The following is a 22,629-nucleotide window of genomic DNA, read 5'->3' as shown; positions in this document are numbered from 1 at the left end:
TACAGTGTTTCCCATCCATGTTAGCATGATAGTCAGAAGCGGTCAAGGAGGGAAACGATGAGACGAGAGATAAGAGAACAGAACAGACAGGTAGGAGAACTGCTGACAGAATTTATCAAAGAGACAGTCGGCTTTTACGATCATATAGAAAGGGAACCGGTCTGTCGGCCTGCCGCAAAGGACAGGCTTGCAGCTATACAGGAACAGACCATCCCGGATAAAGGGCGCCCGGTGGAAGAGGTGTTCCGGGAAATGCAGCGGGACATTTATTCCAGCACTATTCTGGGACAGCATCCCCGCAGCTTTTCCTGTGTCCCCTCCACCATGTCCCTCGTATCCTGGATGGGAGATGTGATGACAGGCGCGTATAATCCCCACGCAAGCTGCACGGTCAACGCCCCGGCGGCTGATCTGGTGGAGAAGAAACTGATCCGCTGGATGTGCGGCCAGGCAGGGTACCCGGAGGAGAGCGGCGGGCTCTTTGTGTCCGGCGGCTCCATTGCCAATCTGACGGCGCTGACAGCGGCCAGAGACGCGAAGCTGACCTGGGGAGAAAGAGGAAAAGCGGTGGTGTATGTCTCCGGCCAGACTCACTCGTCTGTGGCCAAGGGACTTCACATCATCGGCTTTGGCAGGGAGCAGATCCGGGTTCTCCCCGTGGACAGGGAGTTTTGCATGGATCTTTCCGCGCTTAGGTCCTCGGTCAGAAAAGATATGACGGACGGGAATATCCCTTTTGCAGTGGTGGCTTCCGCAGGGACGACAAACACAGGAAGCGTGGATCCGCTGGCAGAAATTTCCGCCATCTGCCGGAAGTACGACATGTGGATGCATGTGGACGGGGCGTTCGGGGCGTCGGCGCTTCTTTCGTCAGAGCAGAGAAAGAAGCTGGACGGCATTGAACTTTCAGACAGTCTGAGCTGGGATGCCCACAAGTGGATGATGCAGACGTATGGATGCAGTGCGGTACTGGTGCGGAACCAGTCCGATCTGGTCCGCAGTTTTGCCGCCCATCCGGAGTATCTGAAAGACGCGGAGACCTCGGAGGAGGGGGTCGAGTTCTGGGATCTGGGGCCGGAGCTGACGCGGCCGGCAAGAGGGCTGAAGCTGTGGCTTACCCTGCAGACAGAAGGCACGGAGAAGATGGGACGAATGATCGACCACGGCTGCAGGATGGCAGAGCTGGCAGGAAAGCTGATACAGGAGGAGCCGGAGTGGGAGATCATCTCTGGGCCATCTCTGGGAGTTGTCAACTTCCGTTACATAGCGGACGGCACCCTGTCTGAGGAGGAGCTGGACTCTGCTAACCAGCACATATCTGCAGAGATCACAGAGAGCGGATTTGCCCAGATCTTTACCACAGAGCTGGGGGGAAAAAAGGTGCTGCGCATGTGTACTATCAACCCAGAGACAACGGAGGAGGACATCCGCCGTACCATCGAAAAACTGACAAAAGCAGAGGCTGTCTCCTGTCTGGGAACAGCCCGGAATCAAAGCAGGACAGCGTAGCCTCCGGGCTATACTGTCCTGTATTTTTCTGAGATTTCTGTTTTTTGTTCCGGGTCTAACCTCTGCGGTAAGCGAAAAGAGGAATGCCGTTCTTTGTTGGCAGCTCCACATGTCCCTGGGTCAGAGGACGGACGTAATCAATAAAAGCGTCGCTGATATCCGAGCCGTCGCCTGTGATCCACTCCAGGGGAACACCTTTCTCCTTGTTGCAGATGATATTCACATCAGCTGTGCCGTAGGAGAGCTCATAAGGCACACTTTTGTTTCTTATGAAAGTGATCATTTTCCCGCTTTCGCCTGCAAGGGCTGCATGTACAGCATAAACGCCTGCGTTGACTGCCTCGTCCAGATCCACACGGGACAGGTGGGCGCAGGAACATCTCTGGCATACGTTCAGCTCTACGGAGCGGACTTTGACGCCCAGGCGCTCTTTGACAAGATTCTCCAGATATTTTCCAGAGCCTGTGAGCATCTTGTGGCCAAAGGTATCTGTTCCCACCTCGCTGGCGTACTCGCAGATGAAGGTTCCCTTTCCATCGTTGATACCCTCAGAGATGCAGACAACCAGATTGGGAGTGGTCTTCAAGGCCTCTTTTACTTTCCCGATAAAAGCCTCCTGGTCAAAAGCAACCTCCGGCAGGTAGATAAGCACAGGGTTGTCCCCCTTGAATTTGCGGGCCAGCATGCTGGCGGCGGTGAGCCAGCCGGCGTGGCGTCCCATGATCTCCACGATGGTGACGGACTGTTTGTTGTCGTAGACGGAGGCGTCGATGGCGATCTCGCGGACCGTGGTGGCCACATACTTGGCGGCGCTTCCGTATCCAGGAGTATGGTCTGTCTCCACCAGGTCGTTGTCGATGGTCTTGGGCACGCCGATAAAGCGGATAGAGCTGTTCATAAACCCTGCATACCGGGATAGTTTGCTCACTGTGTCCATGGAATCGTTTCCGCCGATGTAGAAGAAGTATCCGATGTTCAGCTCCTCAAAACGGCGGAACAGCTCCGGGTACACCGGATCGTGCAGATCTTCCGGCAGCTTGTACCGGCAGGAACCAAGGTAAGCGCCAGGTGTGGTGCGGACAAGCTCCAGCTCATTTGTCTTGTCCAGTGTGCCCAGATCCATGTAGTTGCCCTGGAGAAATCCCTCTATACCGTTGATCATGCCGTACACGGTACCGATCTCATCTGTCTTTTTGATCCCTTCAGATGCAACTCCGTAGAGGCTTCCATTGATGACTGCTGTGGGACCTCCGGACTGTCCCACAATGATATTTTTTTTCATGTTCTTTCCTCCAAATATTTGATCCCCGGCAAAGACCCTGCCGCAGCAGAGGCCTTTTGCTTCTACACATAACTATAACGGAAAACCATCCTTTTTACAATTGCGTGACGAAGATTTTGCAAAGTTTAAGTTGAAAAAAGAGAGGAATACTATATACTATAGAACAGAGGAGGAAGAAATTATATGAAGTACATTTCATTTGCGATCCCGTGCTACAATTCTCAGGACTACATGGCACATGCGATCGAGAGCATCCTTCCAGGCGGAGAGGACGTGGAGATCATCATTGTAAATGACGGCTCCAGCGATGATACATCAAAAATCGGGCATGAGTACGCGGAAAAATATCCGGGTATTGTGAAGGTAATCGACAAGGAGAACGGCGGGCACGGAGACGCGGTGAACTGCGGCCTTGCCAATGCCACCGGAAAATATTTCAAGGTGGTGGACAGCGATGACTGGGTGAAAGAAGAATCCCTGCACCGGATCCTCCAGGTGCTCAGAAATTTCGAGGAAGAGGGGACAGAGGTGGATATGTTCATCGCCAATTACGTGTATGAAAAAGTGGGCGTTGAGAATAAGAAGTGCATTCACTACCGGAACGTGCTGCCCCAGGATGAGATCTTTCACTGGTCGGACATCGGGCATTTCCATCTGGATCAGTACATTCTCATGCATTCGGTGATCTACCGGACAGAGCTTCTGCTTTTGTGCCAGCTTACGCTGCCGAAGCACACGTTCTATGTGGACAATATTTACGTGTATTATCCGCTGCCCCATGTGAGAAAGCTCTACTATATGGACGAGGATTTCTACCGCTATTACATCGGGCGGGAGGATCAGTCTGTCAATGAAAAAGTTATGATAAAGAGGCTGGATCAGCAGATCTTTGTCACGAAGAAGATGATCGATATGTATCATATGAAAGAGATCACCAACAAGAAGCTGAAAAAGTACATGATTAACTATCTGGCTATTATGATGACTGTTTCATCGATCCTCTGTATCCGATCCAAAGAGAAGGAAAACCTGGATAAGAAAAAAGAACTGTGGATCTATCTGAGAAAAAAGGACGCCGGAACTTATGTGAAGATTCGCTACGGTATCCTTGGACAGACTATGAATCTCCCTGGCAGATCGGGAAGAAAGATCTCATCCCTGGCCTACATGGTGGCCCGGCGGCTCATCGGCTTCCAGTAGGAAGAGGCGGATACCGATAAAACATTGCGGATAAGGTATAAAATAACTGTCATGGCACATACTCTATGTAAAAAGATAAAGGAGTATGTACCATGGCAGTTGATTTTTGTAAGAGCAGAACAAAAGAGAATCTGATGAAGGCGTTCGCCGGGGAAAGCCAGGCAAGAAACAGGTATACCATAGCGGCGGAAATGGCCAGGGAACATCACATGTACTCGGTGAGCCGGATCTTTCTTTTTACCGCGGAACAGGAAAGAGCCCACGCCCACCGGTACTATGAGCTTCTGAAGGAGGCGGAGGGAGAAAACATAGAGATCTGCGGCAGTTTCCCTGTGGACACCTTTGACTCTCTGACGGATCTTCTGCGTGCGGCGCAGCACAACGAGACAGAGGAGTACAAAGATGTGTACCAGTCCTTTGGAGATCAGGCCAAGGAGGAGGGGTTCCTGGAGGCGGCCTCTGTTTTCTATCAGACCGCGGAGGTGGAGAACACTCACGCAAAGCGGTTCGGGGCGATTAAGAAGCTGTTGGAGACAAACACCTACTTTGAGCTGGGCCAGGAGGGAGCCTGGATGTGCCTGAACTGCGGCCACATTCACAGGGGGACAAAAGCCCCGGAAGTATGCCCGCTCTGCAGGCATGAGAAGGGGTTTTTCATTCCGCTGTCCCTGGCTCCGTACACAGACGGCAGTATAGCGGTGATGTAAAGGAAACAGTTATAAAAGAAACTATAATAAGGAAGTGACAGCGGATGGCAGGACAGAAAATAGAGGATCTTCTGAATCTTGCTCTGGACGCTACACAGGAGGAGAGGGAGAAGTCCCTGGAGCTGGATGTGGGATATGATCCCATAGAAAGAGAGTGGGATGTGATCGTGAAGTACACCGGGAGTCTGGACAATGTCCGGAATGTAGCTGTGCGGTTGACAGACCTGCTCAATGAGTACGCCATTGTCACAGTGAAGGAGTCCAGGCTGTCTGAGCTGGCGGCTCTTAGGGAAGTGGAATATATAGAAAAGCCAAAGCGGCTGTTTTTTCAGACAGCGGACGGGAGGCGCGTATCCTGCATTGACGAGGTGCAGGATGCGCGCTTTTCTCTTTTCGGACAGGGGGTTCTGGTGGCGGTCATAGACTCAGGCATCGATTACATGCTGCCGGATTTCCGGAATGAGGACGGCTCGACCCGGATCCTGGCCCTGTGGGATCAGTCGGCGGCGCCCCGCCAGGAGGAGGGGGAAGCTCCCCCGGTCGGATACGCGGAGGGGACAGAGTATACCCGGGAGCGGATCAATGCAGCCATAGAAGCGCCGTCAGAAGCGCAGAGAAGGAGGATCATCCCCGGTACGGACACGTCGGGACACGGAACCTCCGTGGCTGCCATTGCGGCGGGAAACGGCGGAGGGGAGAGCCGGTACCGGGGCGTGGCGCCCCGCAGCAGCCTGCTGGTGGTGAAGCTTGGGGTACCCCGGACGGATGGCTTCCCAAGGACGACGGAGCTGATGGCGGGGATTGACTACGCGGTGAGAAAGTCGCTGGAATACAGGATGCCACTTGTCATCAATATCAGCTTCGGGAATACATACGGCGCCCACGATGGCACCTCCCTTCTGGAACGGTATATTGACGATGTGGCCAACCTGGGGCGGACCTGCATCTGCGTGGGGGCAGGCAATGAGGGGAATGCGGCGGGGCACACGGCAGGAAGGCTTGGACGCTACGAATCCGTGGCTGTCCAATTGGGTGTACAGGAAAGGCAGACGGCCATGAACCTGCAGATATGGAAAAACTATGCGGATCAGATACGCATAACGATTATCACTCCCTCCGGGGCGGGAAGCGATCCCATACAGGAGATAAGAGGAACTCAGAGACTCCGGATCGGCCCCACGGAGATCCTTGTCTATTACGGGGAGCCAAGTCCCTACAGCCTGGCCCAGGAGATTTTTATTGATCTTCTCCCCGTGGAGACGTACATTGCCTCCGGCGTCTGGACGATCCTGCTGGAAGCGGGGGAGGTGGTGGACGGCAGATACCAGATGTGGCTCCCCTCGGAGGCGGCATTGAACCAGGGAACGGGCTTCCTTTTCCCCTCAGAGGAGGATACATTTACCATCCCCTCCACCGCCTCCCGGGTGATCACGGTGGGTGCCTATGATGCCCGCACCTTTACGTACGCGGATTTCTCGGGGAGGGGAAGAGAGGGGGAAGGCTACCGGACAAAGCCGGACCTGGCCGCTCCCGGAGTAAATGTGATGACGAGAATGCCGGGAGGGACGGTGGAGGCAGTCACAGGAACCTCCTTTGCCACGCCTTTTGTGACAGGGGGGGCCGCCCTTCTGATGGAGTGGGGGATCATAAAAGAAAATGACCCTTATCTCTACGGTGAGAAGATAAAGGCCTATCTGCGAAAAGGAGCCCGGAAACTGCCGGGCCTTTCCCTGTATCCCAACAACCAGGTGGGGTACGGGGCTCTGTGCGTGCGGGACAGCATTCCGGAATAAAGACTATTCCAGGGGCATCTGCACCATCTGTCCGGACAGCAGCCGGTAGAGCTGGTCTGTCAGAACTTCCGGGTCCGTCCTGCCGTTTCTGCTGCTCTCGATGAGCACGCCGCCGATCCCGTATGTAAAGAAGTCCAGCGCTATGGACAGATCCCGGTAGCTCATGGACGCGTCCACGGCAGTGTGCTGGTAGAGGTTTTCCAGATAGCCGCGGAAATTTTTGTAGATGATATTTTCCATCTGCTCCCTCTGTCTGGAGTTGATCAGATGCTGGATGAAGTTTCTGTTTTCCAGGGCGAAATCTATAAAGAGCCGGAGCGCTGCCCTGGTATTTTCCGCCTGCAGACAGCGGTCCAGAAGCCGCTTGGCGCCCTCCTGGAGTATCCACTCTATGACGTCCAGGATATCCTGGAAATGATAATAGAAGGCCTGGCGGGAGATGCCGCACTCCTGTACCAGGTCTTTTCCGGGCCATGATCACCAGGTACGGCATGAGCGAGGCTTTTGACATGGTGGCCATGGAGACACAGACCAACCAGTACCTGGGAGGCGACACATCTCTTTCCTGTTCTGCCCAGACACAGGCGGAGATCGACAGAAAAGTGGTGGAGGTTGTGAAAGAGCAGCATGAGAAGGCAAGGACCATTATCCGGGACAATAAACGGAAACTGGACGAGCTGGCCCAGTACCTCTATGAGAGAGAAACCATCACAGGGGATGAATTTATGAAGATCCTGCTGAAGAAAGAGGAGGATCCCAGACAGATACAAGAGCAATAAATCACAATAACATGACAGAAATCCAGATTGCGCATGTCCGGCAGATAGAGTACTATAAATCTGTATATGTATTTACGTCAGAAAAAGGAGACTGTGTTTATGAGACCGGAACTGCGATTTGAGACAAAGAAAATGAGGGTGGCAGGGCTCGGAAAAGAGTCCTGCCTTCCTGATCTTCTGGGGGAGAAGATCCTGCAGAATGAGCTTGTCTTCCGCCTGGATGAGGAGGATGAACTCTACGAGGGATATGGCAGGAGAAAAAATGCCTATCCATACAGACAGTACAACTGTTATACAAGAAAGCTGGAGGAGAGGGACGTGGCAGTGGCAGTGTTGGAAAATGACTGCCTGCGGGCTGTCTTCCTCCCGGAGTACGGGGGACGCCTGTGGGAACTTTGGGACAAGGAGAGGAACCGTAATCTTCTCTATACAAATGATGTCCTTCAGTTCAGCAACCTGGCGGTGCGGAACGCCTGGTTCAGCGGAGGCGTGGAGTGGAACATCGGCGTCATCGGACATACCCCTCTGACCACGGAGCCTTTGTATGTGGCACAGACGGCCCTTGAGAGCGGGGAGCCTGTACTGAGGATGTATGAGTATGAGCGGATAAGAAAAGTGCCGTATCAGATGGATTTCTGGCTGGGAGAGAAGGACAGGTTCCTGAACTGTCGGATGCGGATCGTCAATGAGAGCAGTCAGGTCGTCCCCATGTACTGGTGGAGCAATATGGCCGTGCCGGAGTATGAAGGCGGGCGCGTCATCGTTCCGGCGGACAAGGCTTTTACCTACGCAGATGGCGCTGTGTACAAGGTGGATATCCCGGTTGTGGACGGGGTGGATGTGACAGAGTATCAGAACATTCCCCGGTCTGTGGATTATTTTTTTGATATCCCGGAGGAAGCGCCCAAGTATGTGGCCAACGTGGACAGGGAGGGGTCTGGCCTCCTTCAGATGTCCAGCAAAAGACTGCGCAGCCGGAAACTCTTTTCCTGGGGAAACCAGGACGGGTCAGACAGATGGCAGGAATTCCTGACGGACAAGGCGGGGCGGTACATTGAGATCCAGGCGGGGCTTGGAAAGACCCAGTACGGATGTCTCCCCATGGCGCCCCACACAGCCTGGGAGTGGCTGGAGCAGTACGGGCCGCTCCATCTCACGGAAGAGGAGAGAGCACTTCCCCATGCGTCAAGGAGCGCCCTCTTGACAGCAGCTGTACAGGAGGCCGGTGAGCCGGCGCGTATGGAGCAGATCCTGGCAGACACGAAAGCTATGGCGAAGAGCTCTGCACGGCTCATTTCCGGGGGAAGCGGCTACGGCGCTCTGAGAAGACAGGGGAAATGGACAGAGCATCTTGCCTTTCAGATACCGGGCGGACCGCTGGAAACATGGCAGAAGTTTTTTGAAACGGGCGTGCTCCCTGTGCCGGATGTGATGCAGCGGCCGGACGAGTTCCTGATCGACGGGGACAACATAGGATTTCTGGAAGATACACTTGCGGACTCCAACAATGAGAACTGGTATGCCTTCTATCAGGCCGGAGTCTGGCTGACGCAGGATGAGCAGGCGGGGAAAGCCAGAAAGATGCTGGAGACATCGCTGGAACTTGCAGAAAACCCCTGGGCTTACCATGCTCTGGCCTGCCTTAGCCTGCGTGAGGATCGTCAGAAGGAGGCAGAAGAGAAGATCTTACGGGGCATGGAGCTTGCTTCCGGCCTGGCGGAATGGGCGGATCGGCTTTCCTATATGAAGGAAGGCTTCAAAATGCTGTACATGATGGAGGCATCCGAAAAGATATGTAGATTTTATGAGAAGATGGAGGAGCAGCTTAAGGAGGAAAGCAGACTGAAATTCTACTATATTTCTGCGCTCCACAGACTGGGCCAAGACCGGGAGGCTTTGCGGCTCCTTGAGGAAAAGGGCGGTCTTCTGCTGGAGGACATCCGGGAGGGGGAGGACTCTATCGGTGAGTTGTGGCAGTCCCTTCACCGCAATGAGGCAGATGGGGAGAAGAAGCTGCCCCACCAGTACAACTTCTCTGCAAGTTGAATTTCCTCTCTAAATGATGTATGATAAATAGCGGATTATGTACTGAAACAGCAGAAAGGAATATTCCTATGAAAGAAGAAAACAATACAAAGAACAACCCGCAGAGACAGGAAGTGCTGGCGCATCTTCGGAACGCCAAGGAGCTTTTTGTCATCATCTCCCTGCACACGAAGATGCCTTTTGTTTTCTGTGACCCGGAGACTTTTGACGATGAGGTGCTCCTCTATAAGACGGAGAAAGAGGCGCAGAAAGGAGGAAAACTTCTCCTTGCGCAGAAAGACCCGGTCAATATAGCAAAGCTGGAGAACCGGCATCTTCTGTCCTTCTATTCCAATCTGTTCACCATGGGGGTCAATGCTCTGGCGGTGAACAAGGGGCTGGAGGATGAGATTCACCTGCAGCTGGGTGAACTGGTAAAACGGCCGGATATGGACAATCTTCCCGACGGGAAGAAATGGGTGGAAAATCCTCAGTTTCATCTTACAGCTCTCTATTTTATGCAGCAGATGCGTAAAGATCCGAAACAGCAGATGACAGAAGAGATGAAAGAGATGCAGGAAGAACTGCTTGTGGACCTGCAGCGAGGAAAGTTCCTTGTGGCGGTGGAGCCGGACAAAGGACTCCCTGTCCTGAAGCAGAAAGACGGGTCTGTGTTCCAGCCTATCTTTACAGATCCTGATGAGTTTCGTAAATTTAACAGAGAGAACAAATACAGGACCGCGGTGATTGAGTACGCTAAAATCCCGGACATCCTGGCCCCGGAGGCCAAAGGAGTGATCGTGAACCCTGTGGGAGTCAATGTTCCCTTCAACATCGCCCGGCCCAAAAAACAGGAGACGAAATAAGTCCTGCTGTCATAATATATATTAAATACAGTACGCGGAGGAGATAAAGGAATGATCTATGAGAATATACTTGAGGCTGCCGGGAATACGCCGCTGATCCGGCTGAACCATATGACCGGGCCGGACGATGCCCAGATCCTCGTGAAATTCGAGGCCATGAACGCAGGCGGCTCCATCAAGACAAGAACTGCCCTGAACATGATAGAGGCAGCGGAGGAAAAGGGGCTGATCCAGCCCGGAAAGACGACCATTGTGGAGCCCACAAGCGGCAACCAGGGCATCGGTCTTGCCCTGATCGGCGCAGTGAAGGGGTATAAGACCATTATCATCATGCCGGACTCAGTCAGTGAGGAGCGAAGGAAGCTGGTCAGACATTACGGGGCGGAAGTGAGGCTGATCCACGACGCAGGCAATATCGGGAAATGCATCGACGAGTGCATGGAGACCGCGCTGAAGATGGCGGCCGAGGATCCGGATGTGTATGTTCCCCAGCAGTTTGAAAATGAGGCAAATACACGGGCCCAGAAAGAACAGACGGGCCGGGAGATCCTGGAGCAGGCCGGGATACCGATTCACGGATTCTGTTCCGGCATAGGAACAGGCGGAACCATTACCGGTGTGGGAGAGGCCCTGAAGGAGGCCAACCCGGATATAGAGATCTGGGCGGCAGAACCGGAGCATGCAGCCATCCTCTCAGGAGGCGAGGTGGGCACACACCTCCAGATGGGAATCGGCGACGGAGTGATCCCTGCCATTCTGAATCAGGAGATCTATGATCACATCGCCATCGTGACAGACGAGGAGGCTCTTGAGACTGCCAGAGAGCTGGCGGCAAAAGAGGGGCTCATGTGCGGTATCTCCAGTGGAACCAACGTGGCTGTGGCAAAGCGCATGGCAAGAAAGCTTGGGAAAGGGAAGACAGTGGTGACGATCCTGGCGGACACAGCAGAGAGATATTTCTCTACACCGCTTTTTGAGGAGTAGGGGAGATGTTTCGGACACTGTTTTCGTATTTTAAGCCCCACATAGGCATCTTTCTTCTGGATATGTGCTGTGCGGTCCTGGTGGCGGCGGTGGATCTTGCCTTTCCGCTGGTGTCCAGACATGCCATGTACGATATGCTGCCGGAAAAGCTTTACGGCACCTTTTTCACGGTCATGGCCATTGTGGCGGCAAGCTACGTGCTGCGCTCTGTGTGCAACTACATCATGACCTACTGGGGACATACCTTTGGTGTCCGAGTGGAAGCGGATATAAGAAGGGATCTGTTCCGACACCTTCAGGAGCTGGACTTTGAATTTTATGATGCCAACCGGACCGGAAAGCTGATGAACAGACTGACAGGAGATCTCTTTGAGATCACGGAGCTGGCACACCACGGGCCGGAGGATCTGCTGATCTCTGTCCTGACCATCTTGGGAGCGCTGGGAGTCATGTTCTCCATTGAGTGGAGGCTGGCCCTTGTGGTGGCAGTGATTATCCCTGTCTTCCTGGTGGTAGTCATGTTCTGCAAGAGGAGCATGTCGGACGCCTCTCTGCAGGTGAAGCAGAAGATGGCCTCCATCAATGCGGACATCGAGTCCTGCATCTCCGGCATCCGCACCTCCAAGGCTTTTGCCAACGAGGATGTGGACCAGGCCCGGTTCGATCAGTCCAACGACATGTTCAAATCTTCCAAGAGCGGCTACTATAAAGCCATGGGGAGATTCAACGCCTCCCTGGAATTTTTCATGTGCATCATGCCTGTGGCAGTGATTACCTTCGGCGGTTGGCTGATCATGCAGGGGCGGATGAACTATGTGGATCTGATTACTTTTAATCTCTACATCAGCACTTTTATCACGCCGGTCCGTAAGCTCTCCAATTTTGCGGAGATCTTTACCAACGGGACAGCGGGACTTCGGCGGTTCCAGGAACTGATGGCCATACAGCCTGCGGTGAAGGAAAAAGAGGGAGCCGGGGACCTGTCAGTGGGTGAAGGGCGGATTGACATGGACCATGTCAGCTTTTCCTACAATGAAAATGCGGAAGTCCTGACAGACGTGGATCTTCACATACAGCCGGGCCAGACCGTGGCTGTGGTGGGGCACTCCGGCGGCGGAAAGACTACCCTCTGCCAGCTGATCCCGCGGTTTTACGATGTGACAGAAGGCTCTATCAAGATTGACGGGACAGATATACGGGATGTGAGAAAGAGGTCCCTGCGGGACAATATCGGTATCGTGCAGCAGGATGTGTTTATGTTCGCAGACACAGTCTATGAGAACATCCGCTACGGAAAGCCGGACGCCTCCTACGAGGAGGTGGTCAGGGCTGCCAGGAAGGCGGAGATCTTCGATGATATCATGGAGATGCCCAAGGGATTTGACACCTATATCGGGGAGCGGGGCACCATGCTCTCCGGCGGACAGAAGCAGCGGATCGCCATTGCCCGCATTTTCCTGAAAGATCCAAGGATCCTGATCCTGGATGAAGCCACCTCGGCTCTGGATACGGTGACAGAGAGCTATATACAGAAAAGTTTTGATGAGCTCAGGGCCGGCAGGACAACCCTCATCATTGCCCACAGACTTGCCACTGTGCGCGATGCGGACCGGATCATCCTGATCGATGACGGACAGATCCAGGAGAGCGGCACCCATGAGGAACTCATAAAAAAAGACGGGCAGTACGCCCGCCTGTATCATACACAGGAACTGAATTAACAGTTTTACAGGAGATTTTGCATGATCAGTGCGTAGATCTCCTGATTTTTTTTGCTCCAGTTGTTTGAGATCGTCTCCGCCTCTGCCTCTGAGGGGACGGTCAGGGTCAGATCAATGAGAGGCTGATTGTTTTCAATGACCTGACAGCGGACTGTAAATTCCATGCCGGAGCCCGGAAAATAGTCGGACTTCACGGACACTTCATTTTTCAGCTCATAGTTTTTTTCCTTCAGAAATTCATCGATATCTTTCTGGATGGCATCGGAAATCTTATTGCGGAAGAAGTGGATCGTCTCCTCCCCCTCCTCTGTCAGATGGTAGAATGTCCTGCTGTGAGTTGCCTCCTCCCGGATGAATCCGGACTCAGTCAGCTCGGAAAGAGCCTGCTGGAGTTTGAAATAAGTGGTGTAGCCCTTGTCCAGGATAAAGCCGGAGATCTGAGCGTTGGTCAGCGGAAAATCTACTTTGTCCAGCATGTACAGTATGATCAGCTTATAAAGTGTAAATGGTTCAGACATGTATATAACTCCTTCCCTGCCAGATGTTCTGGCGTTTCAGATAGGCGTGGAACTGATTCAGCACATACCGCTTGTCCCCTGTCCACAGGGGAGCTATAAGCAGCTCCTTTGGGCCGTCGCCTGTGATTCTGTGGATGACGATGTCCGGGCGCAGCAGACTTACGCAGTTTCCCAGCACCTGGAAATAATCCTCCATCTGCGGTATGTAAAAGGGGTGTCTCTCATAATAGTCAGCCAGATCTGTCTCTTTTAAAATATGCAGGAGCTGCAGCTTTATGCCCTGGATGTCCATCCGGTTCAGACATGATATGGTCTGGTACATATCGCTCTGCGTTTCCCCGGGGAGGAAGAGGATCACATGCACGATCACATCCAGCCCTATGGCCCGCAGGTCCCGGACGGCCTGCTCAAACACGGAAAATGGATATCCTCTGCGGATGAAGGCAGCTGTCCTCTCGTGGACGGTCTGAAGACCCAGCTCCACCCAGACCGGCTTAATGCGGCTGACTTCCCGGAGAAGATCCAGCACTTCCGGCCCCAGGCAGTCAGGTCTGGTGGCGATGGAGAGGGCGCGGATATCCGGGTGAGCGGCGGCCTCAAAGAAAAGCTGGCGCAGCCGGGAGACAGGCCCGTAGGTGTTGGTGTAGGCCTGAAAGTAGGCGATATAGCTGTTCCCATGGAATTTCCCGGCGGACTGCTGCTTTCCGGCTTCAATCTGCTCCGTGATGGACAGGCGCCGGTCCGTGGCGAAATCGCCGGAGCCTCCCCGGCTGCAGAAGATACAGCCCCTATTCCCCAGAGTGCCGTCCCGGTTAGGGCAGGTCAGGCCTGCGTCCAGAGAGATCTTGTAAAGCTTTTCCCCAAAAGTTTGTTTGATATGGTGATCCAGGCAGTGGTAGCGCCTGCCGCTCCAATATACAGGTTTTTCCACTAGATCAGTTCCTTCACAGCCTGGCTCACTGCATCTGCTACCCGGGGATCAAAGGCCTCCGGCAGGATGTTGTCTTCACTGAGTTCTTCCTCCGGCACAAGGCCTGCGATGGCGTGGGCGGCAGCCAGCTTCATTTCTTCTGTGATCTGGGTGGCCCGGCCCTCCAGGGCGCCTCGGAATATGCCGGGGAAAGCCACCACATTGTTTACCTGGTTGGGGAAGTCGGAGCGCCCGGTTCCCACAACCTTTGCGCCTGCCTCCTTAGCCAGATCCGGCATGATCTCCGGTACCGGGTTGGCCATGGCAAAGAGGATGGAGTCGCTGTTCATGGAAGAGACCATCTCTTTTGTCACGATGCCGGGGGCGGATACGCCCACAAAGATATCAGCGCCTTTCAGGGCGTCTGCCAGAGTGCCGGTCTTCTTTTCCAGATTGGTGACTTTTGCCATCTCTTTCTGCATCCAGTTGAGGTTCTCGGAGTGCTCCCCGATGATGCCCTCTTTGTCGCACATGGTCACATGGGGGAAGCCGTAGGTGAGGAGCAGCTTTGTGATGGCCACACCGGCGCTTCCGGCTCCGTTTACAACGACCTGTACGTCCTCTTTTTTCTTTCCGGTCACCTTCATGGCGTTGATGATGCCGGCCAGCACCACGATGGCTGTGCCGTGCTGGTCATCATGGAATACCGGTATGTCCAGAAGTTCCTTTAAGCGGGATTCGATCTCAAAGCAGCGGGGTGCGCTGATATCCTCCAGATTGATGCCGCCGAAGGCGGGAGCAATATTGACAACGGTCTGAATGATCTCCTCTGTGTCCTGGGTGTCCAGGCAGATAGGCACTGCGTTGACGCCTCCGAATTCCTTGAAGAGGACAGCCTTTCCCTCCATGACGGGCATGGCGGCCAGAGCGCCGATATTGCCAAGTCCCAGGACCGCGCTCCCGTCGGAAACGACAGCTACCGTGTTGGCTTTCATTGTGTAAGTGTAGGCTGCCTCCTTATCCTTTGCGATCACTTTGCAGGGCTCAGCCACGCCGGGAGTGTAGGCGATGGACAGGTCCTCCCGTGAATTTACATGTGCCTTGGCTGTTGTCTCCAGCTTTCCGTTCCATTCTCTGTGCATCTCGAGAGCTTTTTCCTGTAATGTCATATGAATTCCACCTTTTTCTTTCTATCTTTCATCTGGGAAATGCAGGGGGGCTGGACCGGCCAGTGTCCCTGCGCCCGAAAACATTTTTATACCGCTTATAATCATACCATCCATTTATTTACGGCGCAATAAAAATCATTTCGATAAATTGGGGGTTTAAAAATCAGAAAAGGTATTGTATAATAAGCCTATATTTCAGTTCGGTCATGTCAGACTAACAATCCCGAAGACACAAAGATAAGAAAACAGGAAAAGAAAGGATCAATTTGTATGCGAGAAAAGTATGAGTCTCTTTCCCTTGCCACGTTGAAGGATCTTGCCAAAGCGAGAGGACTGAAAGGCATCTCAGGCCTGAAAAAGGCGGAGCTTATTGAGCGTATGCTTGAGGAAGACGAAAAAGATAAACAGAAAACACAGGCGGGAGCTCCCAAAGGAGAGCGGCATGAGAGGTCGGAACAGCACCGGCAGGACGGCCACCGCAAGAATGCGAGCAGCAATGTGAACACAGGCCAGGTGAAACTGACAGAGGACAATGTAAAAGAACTGTCCGCCAACACAGGAGACAGGGAGATCCATGACATAGACCGGCTGGACAGCGGCGTTACAGCCCACGGTATCCTGGAGGTTATGCCGGACGGCTACGGCTTTATCCGGTGTGAGAACTATCTGCCGGGAGACAACGATGTGTACGTGTCGCCCTCCCAGATCCGCAGGTTTAATCTGAAGACCGGCGATATTCTGGAAGGAAACACAAGGATCAAGACACAGCAGGAGAAGTTCAGCGCTCTTTTGTACCTGTCAAAGATCAATGATATCCATCCCGCTGTGGCTGCCAGAAGACCGAATTTTGAGGATCTGACGCCTGTATTCCCCAACGAGAGACTGTCTCTGGAAAGCGGAAGAAGCAGCACAGCTATGCGCATCATGGATCTGCTCTCACCTATCGGAAAAGGGCAGAGAGGTATGATCGTGTCGCCTCCCAAGGCAGGTAAGACCACATTATTAAAAGAAGTGGCCCTCTCAGTAAAGAGGAATAATCCGGAGATCCACCTTCTGATCCTGCTCATTGACGAGCGCCCGGAAGAGGTAACAGATATCAAGGAGACAATAGAAGGGAAAAATGTGGAGGTCATCTACTCCACCTTTGACGAACTGCCGGATCACCACAAGAGGGTGTCCGAGATGGTGATCGAGCGCGCCAAGAGGCTTGTGGAGCACGGTAAGGACGTGATGATCCTACTGGACAGCATCACAAGACTTGCCAGGGCCTACAATCTCATCGTGCCGCCGTCTGGCCGCACGCTCTCCGGCGGCCTTGACCCGGCGGCTCTCCACATGCCCAAGAGATTTTTCGGAGCGGCCAGAAATATCCGGGAGGGCGGAAGTCTGACCATCCTGGCCACCGCCCTGGTGGATACGGGAAGCAAGATGGACGATGTCATCTACGAGGAGTTCAAGGGAACAGGAAACATGGAGCTTGTGCTTGACAGAAAGCTCTCCGAGAGGAGAATGTTCCCGGCCATCGATATTCCCCAGTCTGGTACAAGGAGGGAGGATCTTCTCCTTTCCAGGGAGGAGCAGGAGGCCGTCAATTCCATGCGCCGGGCGCTCAACGGCATGAGAGCCGAGGAGGCAGTGGACAACATCCTCAATATGTTTGCCCGCACCCGCTCCAACCGGGAGCTTGTACAGGTTGTAAAAAAGACAAAATTAATCTAGACAAGGCAGAAGTTTTATGATACAATTACAGAGCTGTTTAGAAAACGAATAAGATTATTGCGCTCTGGCGCGAGAGAATAAAGAAGAGGTGAAAGGCAATGAAAGAAGGAATACATCCAGCTTACTATCAGGCAACTGTAACATGCAACTGTGGAAACACATTTGTGACTGGTTCTACAAAAGAAGATATCCACGTAGAAATCTGCTCCAAGTGCCATCCATTCTACACAGGACAGCAGAAAGCCGCTCAGGCTCGCGGACGTGTAGATAAGTTCAACAAGAAATACGGCCTGGACAAATAAGACGACGGCGAAAGGGTTGAGATTTTACGATCTCAACCCTTTTTCATAACAGAGGATACGGCAGTGACAAGGAGGACATCTATGAAATCATCGAATATAGGCGGCCAGGCGGTCCTGGAAGGGATCATGATGAAACACAGGGAAGAGTACTCCGTGGCGGTGAGAAAGCCGGACGGACAGATCGAAGTGACGAAAGACCGCTATACCGGGGTTGCCGGGAGAGTGGGCGCACTGGCCAGGATCCCTTTTGTGAGAGGCATCTTCAACTTTATCGATTCCCTTGTGCTTGGCATGAAGACACTGACTTACTCCGCCAGCTTTTATGAGGATGAGGATGAAGAACAGAAAGAGCGTACAAGGGAGGAGGAAGAGAAGAAGGAGCGCCAGGAAAAATGGCTCATGCGCGGTGTCATGACCATTTCCATTGTGCTGGCGGTAGGTATATTTATGATACTTCCCTACTTCCTGTCCGGGTTTCTGAAACCTCTTGTTTCATCCTATCATGTACGGACGGTGATCGAGGGATTTGTGCGCATTGGAATCTTTATTATCTACATTCTTCTGATCTCAAGGACAGAGGATATACAGAGGACATTCATGTATCATGGAGCGGAGCATAAGTGTATCAACTGCATTGAGCACGGCCTTCCTCTGACTGTGGAGAACGTGCGGGCCAGCTCCAGACAGCACAAGCGGTGCGGCACCAGTTTTCTCTTCTTTGTCCTGCTGATCAGTATCATTCTGCTGCTTCTGGTCCAGGTGGAGTCACCGGTTATGCGGGTAGTGGTGCGTATCGCCCTTCTGCCGGTCATCGCGGGTATCTCCTATGAAGTACTGAAAGCAGCGGGAAACTCGGACAATCCGGTGATCAACCTGTTCAGCAGGCCCGGGCTTGCCATACAGAAGCTGACTACAAAAGAGCCGGATGACAGTATGATCGAGGTGGCGATCCAGGCGGTGGAGGCCGTCTTTGACTGGAGGAAATATGAAAGAGAAAACTTTGACGCAGACGAGGCAGCTTAGAGGGCTGATGCGGGAGGCGGCGGAGAAGCTGGCCGGGTGTGGGATAGAGGAAGCCCCCCTGGACGCCAGTCTTCTACTGGAGTACGCAGCCGGTGTGACTGCCCAGGACTATCTGATGGATCCTTTCCGGGAACTGCCGCAGGAGAAGGTCTGCGCCTTCTGGGAGGCGGTGGAAAAGCGGGCCATGCGGATCCCTCTCCAGCACATTACAGGCGTGCAGGAGTTTATGGGATATCCCTTCCGGGTCAATGAGCATGTGCTGATCCCGCGGCAGGATACGGAGACCCTTGTGGAGTGTGCCCTTGAGAAGCTGGAGCCGGGGATGCGGGTGCTGGATCTGTGCACCGGGTCCGGCTGCATTGCTGCCAGTTTATATTTAATAGGAAGAAAGCAAGGAAAAGTGTCTCGGGAGAGCCGGTTTGAAGGTGCGGATATATCGGAGGCAGCCCTGGAGACGGCAGGCGTGAACTGCCGGGAACTGGGAGCCGACGTCCGGCTTTTCAGAAGCGATCTTTTTGAGAAGGTGGAAGGAACCTGCGATATGATCGTGTCCAACCCGCCCTATATCCGGAGGGACGTCATAGAGGAACTGCAGGCGGAAGTGCGGCTCCACGATCCCTATATCGCCCTGGACGGCCACGAGGACGGTCTGTACTTTTACCGCAGGATTGCAGCCGGTGCAGGAAGTCATCTGAAGCAGGGGGGCTGGCTTATCCTTGAGATCGGACATGACCAGCGCGAAGAAGTGTCCCGGCTCCTCCGGGAGGCCGGCTTTACCTGTGTCCAGGGGAAAAAGGATCTTGCCGGACTTGACCGTGTTGTCATGGGCATGTACAATAAATAGAGTGTAAATGAATGCAGGAGGAAAGAACATGTTTGATAAATTGGATGATCTGCTTGTACGTTATGAAGAGATCATGAACGAACTTTCAGAGCCGGGTGTGGCAGACAACCAGGACCGCTTCCGGAAGCTGATGAAAGAGCAGAATGACCTGGCCCCCATTGTGGAGGCATATAAAGAGTACAAGGCAAACAACCAGGCCATCGAGGACAGCCTGGTGATGCTGGAGGAAGAGACAGACGAGGAGATGAAGGAGCTTGCCAAGGAGGAGTTAAATGAGTCCAAGGCAAGAGTGGAGGAGCTGGAGCAGAAGCTGAAGATCCTTCTTCTTCCCAAGGACCCTAACGATGACAAGAACGTAATCGTGGAGATCCGCGCCGGAGCCGGCGGAGACGAGGCGGCTCTTTTTGCGGCGGAAGTATACCGCATGTATGTCCACTATGCAGAAGGACGCAGATGGCGGACAGAGCTGATTTCCGTCAATGAGAACGGTATCGGCGGCTTCAAGGAGGTGGTCTTTATGATCACCGGGCAGGGGGCCTACTCCCGCCTGAAGTACGAGAGCGGTGTTCACCGTGTGCAGCGGGTGCCTGAGACGGAGAGCGGCGGCCGTATCCACACGTCCACTATCACAGTGGCCATCATGCCCGAGGCGGAGGAAGTGGATGTGGTCATCGACGAGAAGGATATCCGTATCGACGTCATGAGAGCCTCCGGAAACGGCGGACAGTGCGTCAACACCACGGACTCGGCCGTTCGTCTGACCCATTATCCTACAGGTATCGTGATCTACAGCCAGACGGAGAAATCCCAGCTCCAGAACAAGGAGAAGGCGTTCCGTCTCCTGCGGTCCAAGCTGTATGATCTGGAGATGGAGAAGCAGCAGGCATCCCAGGCGGAAGCGCGCCGCAGTCAGATCGGTACAGGAGACCGGTCCGAGAAGATCCGTACCTACAACTTCCCCCAGGGGCGCGTGACAGACCACAGGATCAAGCTGACCCTGCACAAGCTGGACAGCGTCATGAACGGGGATCTGGACGAGATCATCGACAGCCTGATCGCGGCAGACCAGGCGGCGAAACTGGCAAATATGAACGAAGAGTAAGAATGAGAATAAATAAGGACTGATATTTTATATGTTAGAATATGATTTTAAGCGGCCCCAGCTTGAGGATAAGGAGATCATCTCCCATTATTTCAAGCATCACACGAGCCGGAGCTGTGAGAGAACATTTGTAAATGTGTTTCTCTGGGCAAGATTTTACGGTGTAACCTACGCCATCATAGAGAACACACTGGTTTTCAAGAGTGAAAATGAAGACGGTTTTGCTTTCGCCTATCCGGCGGGGGAAGCTGCCGATGTGAAAAAGGCGCTGGACGTGCTTTGCCAGTACAGCGAAGAGCGCAGTGTACCGTTCCGTCTGTACAATGTGACGCCGGACAACTTCGAGCAGATCGAAGCCTGGTATCCGGATCGGTTCCAGGTGGAGTACAACGAAGATCTGGCGGACTACGTGTACGAGTCGGAGAAGCTCTGTACACTGGCAGGGAAAAAGCTGCACGGAAAGAGAAACCATATCAATAAATTTAAATCTCTTTACGAGGGGCGCTGGAACTATGAGACCATGTCGGACGACAATCTGGAGGAGTGCTTCCAGATGGCTCTGAAGTGGAGAAATTTAAACGGCTGCAACGACGATCCGGAGAAGAACTCCGAGATGTGCGTCACGCTGAATTCCCTCAGACTTTTCAAGGAACTGGAACTGACGGGAGGCATCCTCAGGGTGGACGGTCAGATCGTGGCCTTCACCATAGGGGAGCCGATCTGCTCCGATACCTTTGTGGTGCATATCGAGAAGGCATTTCCGGATGTACAGGGCGCCTACACCATGATCAACCAGCAGTTTGTGGAGCACGAGTGCATGGATTATAAGTATGTCAATCGTGAGGAAGACACAGGCGACGAGGGACTCAGAAAGGCAAAGAGATCCTACAGGCCTGTATTTATGGTGGAAAAAGGCGTTGTGAAGGAGAAGCAGTCTTAAGCAGAATAAACAGGCATAACAATAAGGAGGAATGAAGAAATGATCGCAGAGAAGATGAAAGGAATGGTGGCGGGAAGCTCAGCAATCCGTGCCATGTTCGAGGAAGGTACAAGAATGGCAGAGCAGTTTGGCGCGGAGAATGTGTATGATTTCAGCCTGGGTAATCCCAATGTGCCGGCTCCGGCCTCTGTGAAGAAGGCAATCATGGAGCTGCTTGAAGAGGAGGACCCGGTTGTCCTCCACGGCTACACCAACAGCAACAGCGGCTACGCAGATGTGAGAGAGACTGTGGCTGCGTCTTTGAACCGGCGTTTCGGAACCTCCTTTGAAGGAAAGAATATTATCATGACAGTGGGAGCGGCAGGCGGACTGAATGTCATCCTGAAGACACTGATCAATCCCGGCGACGAGGTGATCACCTTTGCCCCCTACTTCGGGGAGTACCGTTCCTACGTAAACAACTACGACGGCGTGCTTGTGGAGATCTCGCCGGATACAGACACCTTCCAGCCCAAGCTTGCAGAGTTTGAGGAGAAGATCACTCCGAAGACAAAGGCTGTCATTGTAAACACCCCCAACAACCCCACAGGCGTTGTGTACTCCGAGAACACCATCAAGAAGATGGCTGCTGTCATGGAGGCAAAGCAGAAGGAGTACGGCACGCAGATCTATCTGATCTCCGACGAGCCTTACCGCGAGCTTGTGTACGACGGGGCGGAAGTTCCCTATCTGACAAAGTATTACGACAACACCATTGTGGGCTATTCTTACAGCAAATCTCTGTCCCTTCCGGGAGAGCGCATCGGTTACCTTGTCATTCCGGATGAGGTGGCAGACAGCCAGACGGTGCTCTCCGCAGCCAATGTGGCTACCCGGATCCTGGGATTTGTCAACGCCCCCACCCTGCAGCAGAAAGTGGTGGCAAAATGCATCGACGAGGAGACAGATATCTCCTTCTACGACAGAAACAGGGAGACCCTCTACAATGGTCTGAAAGACTGCGGATTTTCATGCATTAAGCCGGAGGGCGCATTCTACCTCTTTGTGAAATCCCCGGTGGAGGACGAGAAAGAGTTCTGCGCGGCGGCGAAGAAATACCACATCCTTATGGTGCCGGGAAGCTCTTTTGCCTGCCCGGGCTATGTGCGGCTGGCCTACTGTGTGTCCCACGAGACCATCGTGAACGCACTTCCCAAGTTTAAAGAGCTGGCAAAGGAATATTTCTAAGGGGAGAAG

Annotated in this window: 21 protein-coding genes and 1 pseudogene; 17 read left to right on the top strand and 5 right to left on the bottom strand. The window is 53.4% G+C overall.

Going from position 1 to position 22,629, the window contains the following annotated elements:
* The first annotated feature begins 57 nt into the window (after positions 1 to 57).
* A complete protein-coding gene (locus INF30_RS09885) occupies positions 58 to 1,509 on the top strand; it encodes a pyridoxal phosphate-dependent decarboxylase family protein (protein ID WP_226395070.1) in 1,452 nt (483 codons plus the stop codon).
* A 55-nt stretch (positions 1,510 to 1,564) separates the two neighbouring features.
* Here the strand turns inward: INF30_RS09885 and INF30_RS09880 are convergent, their stop codons facing one another.
* Positions 1,565 to 2,791 carry a 6-phosphofructokinase gene (locus INF30_RS09880; RefSeq protein ID WP_076778338.1) on the bottom strand — a complete coding sequence of 409 codons (1,227 nt, stop codon included), beginning with the start codon at positions 2,789 to 2,791 and terminating at the stop codon, positions 1,565 to 1,567.
* A gap of 183 nt (positions 2,792 to 2,974) precedes the next feature.
* On the opposite strand from INF30_RS09880, the gene INF30_RS09875 reads away from it, so the two are divergent.
* From INF30_RS09875 to INF30_RS09865, 3 genes are all read left to right on the top strand, one after another.
* The gene (locus tag INF30_RS09875) at positions 2,975 to 3,991 is read left to right on the top strand and encodes a glycosyltransferase family 2 protein (RefSeq protein ID WP_076778336.1); all 1,017 of its coding nucleotides are present in this window, start codon (positions 2,975 to 2,977) and stop codon (positions 3,989 to 3,991) included.
* 92 nt (positions 3,992 to 4,083) lie between these two features.
* On the top strand, positions 4,084 to 4,698 hold the full coding sequence (locus INF30_RS09870; protein ID WP_076778334.1) for a rubrerythrin family protein: 615 nt from the start codon (positions 4,084 to 4,086) through the stop codon (positions 4,696 to 4,698).
* 44 nt (positions 4,699 to 4,742) lie between these two features.
* Positions 4,743 to 6,491, top strand: coding sequence for a S8 family peptidase (locus INF30_RS09865; RefSeq protein WP_226395069.1), 1,749 nt, complete (start codon positions 4,743 to 4,745; stop codon positions 6,489 to 6,491).
* A 3-nt stretch (positions 6,492 to 6,494) separates the two neighbouring features.
* Here INF30_RS09865 and INF30_RS09860 read toward each other — a convergent pair whose 3' ends face one another.
* Positions 6,495 to 6,767 (bottom strand): TetR-like C-terminal domain-containing protein, encoded by a 273-nt coding sequence (locus tag INF30_RS09860; protein WP_311136018.1) that lies wholly within the window; start codon positions 6,765 to 6,767, stop codon positions 6,495 to 6,497.
* Here INF30_RS09860 and INF30_RS09855 point away from each other — a divergent pair.
* The 6 genes and pseudogenes from INF30_RS09855 to INF30_RS09830 all read left to right on the top strand — a co-directional run bounded on the left by INF30_RS09855 (position 6,759) and on the right by INF30_RS09830 (position 12,866).
* Positions 6,759 to 6,968 (top strand): hypothetical protein, encoded by a 210-nt coding sequence (locus tag INF30_RS09855; RefSeq protein WP_226395068.1) that lies wholly within the window; start codon positions 6,759 to 6,761, stop codon positions 6,966 to 6,968. The two genes, INF30_RS09860 and INF30_RS09855, sit on opposite strands and share 9 nt — an antisense overlap.
* Positions 6,959 to 7,270: pseudogene (locus INF30_RS09850) on the top strand (ATP-dependent zinc metalloprotease FtsH); the annotation flags it as partial. The gene INF30_RS09855 and the pseudogene INF30_RS09850, both read left to right, overlap by 10 nt.
* 99 nt (positions 7,271 to 7,369) lie before the next feature.
* The gene (locus INF30_RS09845; RefSeq protein ID WP_226395067.1) at positions 7,370 to 9,316 is read left to right on the top strand and encodes a DUF5107 domain-containing protein; all 1,947 of its coding nucleotides are present in this window, start codon (positions 7,370 to 7,372) and stop codon (positions 9,314 to 9,316) included.
* A 68-nt stretch (positions 9,317 to 9,384) separates the two neighbouring features.
* Positions 9,385 to 10,161 carry an SseB family protein gene (locus tag INF30_RS09840; RefSeq protein WP_076778320.1) on the top strand — a complete coding sequence of 259 codons (777 nt, stop codon included), beginning with the start codon at positions 9,385 to 9,387 and terminating at the stop codon, positions 10,159 to 10,161.
* Between the two features lie 51 nt (positions 10,162 to 10,212).
* Positions 10,213 to 11,145, top strand: a complete 933-nt coding sequence (gene cysK, locus INF30_RS09835) for a cysteine synthase A (protein ID WP_076778318.1) — start codon at positions 10,213 to 10,215, stop codon at positions 11,143 to 11,145.
* 5 nt (positions 11,146 to 11,150) lie between these two features.
* Positions 11,151 to 12,866, top strand: coding sequence for an ABC transporter ATP-binding protein (locus INF30_RS09830; protein WP_226395066.1), 1,716 nt, complete (start codon positions 11,151 to 11,153; stop codon positions 12,864 to 12,866).
* 5 nt (positions 12,867 to 12,871) lie between these two features.
* Here INF30_RS09830 and INF30_RS09825 read toward each other — a convergent pair whose 3' ends face one another.
* The 3 genes from INF30_RS09825 to INF30_RS09815 are packed head-to-tail and all read right to left on the bottom strand — an operon-like array spanning position 12,872 to position 15,463.
* The gene (locus INF30_RS09825) at positions 12,872 to 13,384 is read right to left on the bottom strand and encodes a DUF4364 family protein (protein ID WP_076778315.1); all 513 of its coding nucleotides are present in this window, start codon (positions 13,382 to 13,384) and stop codon (positions 12,872 to 12,874) included.
* Complete coding sequence (locus INF30_RS09820) at positions 13,377 to 14,315, bottom strand: TIGR01212 family radical SAM protein (protein WP_226395065.1); 939 nt, start codon at positions 14,313 to 14,315, stop codon at positions 13,377 to 13,379. The genes INF30_RS09825 and INF30_RS09820 overlap by 8 nt, the downstream gene beginning before the upstream one ends.
* Positions 14,315 to 15,463, bottom strand: coding sequence for an NAD(P)-dependent malic enzyme (locus INF30_RS09815; RefSeq protein WP_076778310.1), 1,149 nt, complete (start codon positions 15,461 to 15,463; stop codon positions 14,315 to 14,317). The genes INF30_RS09820 and INF30_RS09815 overlap by 1 nt, the downstream gene beginning before the upstream one ends.
* 270 nt (positions 15,464 to 15,733) lie before the next feature.
* On the opposite strand from INF30_RS09815, the gene rho reads away from it, so the two are divergent.
* From rho to INF30_RS09780, 7 genes are all read left to right on the top strand, one after another.
* Positions 15,734 to 17,182: a transcription termination factor Rho gene (rho, locus tag INF30_RS09810; RefSeq protein ID WP_226395064.1), complete on the top strand. Its 1,449-nt coding sequence runs from the start codon at positions 15,734 to 15,736 to the stop codon at positions 17,180 to 17,182.
* Between the two features lie 98 nt (positions 17,183 to 17,280).
* Positions 17,281 to 17,484, top strand: coding sequence for a 50S ribosomal protein L31 (gene rpmE / locus INF30_RS09805; protein ID WP_033124288.1), 204 nt, complete (start codon positions 17,281 to 17,283; stop codon positions 17,482 to 17,484).
* Between the two features lie 81 nt (positions 17,485 to 17,565).
* Positions 17,566 to 18,507, top strand: a complete 942-nt coding sequence (locus tag INF30_RS09800; protein WP_226395063.1) for a DUF1385 domain-containing protein — start codon at positions 17,566 to 17,568, stop codon at positions 18,505 to 18,507.
* Entirely contained in the window at positions 18,470 to 19,351 is an 882-nt protein-coding gene (gene prmC, locus INF30_RS09795; RefSeq protein ID WP_330601304.1) for a peptide chain release factor N(5)-glutamine methyltransferase, read from the top strand. Before INF30_RS09800 ends, prmC begins: the two co-directional genes overlap by 38 nt.
* 28 nt (positions 19,352 to 19,379) lie before the next feature.
* Positions 19,380 to 20,453 (top strand): peptide chain release factor 1, encoded by a 1,074-nt coding sequence (gene prfA, locus INF30_RS09790; RefSeq protein WP_087174695.1) that lies wholly within the window; start codon positions 19,380 to 19,382, stop codon positions 20,451 to 20,453.
* A 31-nt stretch (positions 20,454 to 20,484) separates the two neighbouring features.
* Complete coding sequence (locus INF30_RS09785) at positions 20,485 to 21,393, top strand: DUF2156 domain-containing protein (RefSeq protein WP_226395062.1); 909 nt, start codon at positions 20,485 to 20,487, stop codon at positions 21,391 to 21,393.
* Positions 21,394 to 21,432: 39 nt separating this feature from the next.
* Positions 21,433 to 22,620, top strand: coding sequence for a pyridoxal phosphate-dependent aminotransferase (locus INF30_RS09780; RefSeq protein WP_226395061.1), 1,188 nt, complete (start codon positions 21,433 to 21,435; stop codon positions 22,618 to 22,620).
* Positions 22,621 to 22,629: the final 9 nt, after the last annotated feature.

The organism is Claveliimonas monacensis, from assembly GCF_014982975.1.
Classification (GTDB): Bacteria; Bacillota; Clostridia; order Lachnospirales; family Lachnospiraceae; genus Claveliimonas; species Claveliimonas monacensis.
Note: the sequence above shows the minus strand (reverse complement) of the source record. Positions and strands in the feature narration are given on the sequence as shown.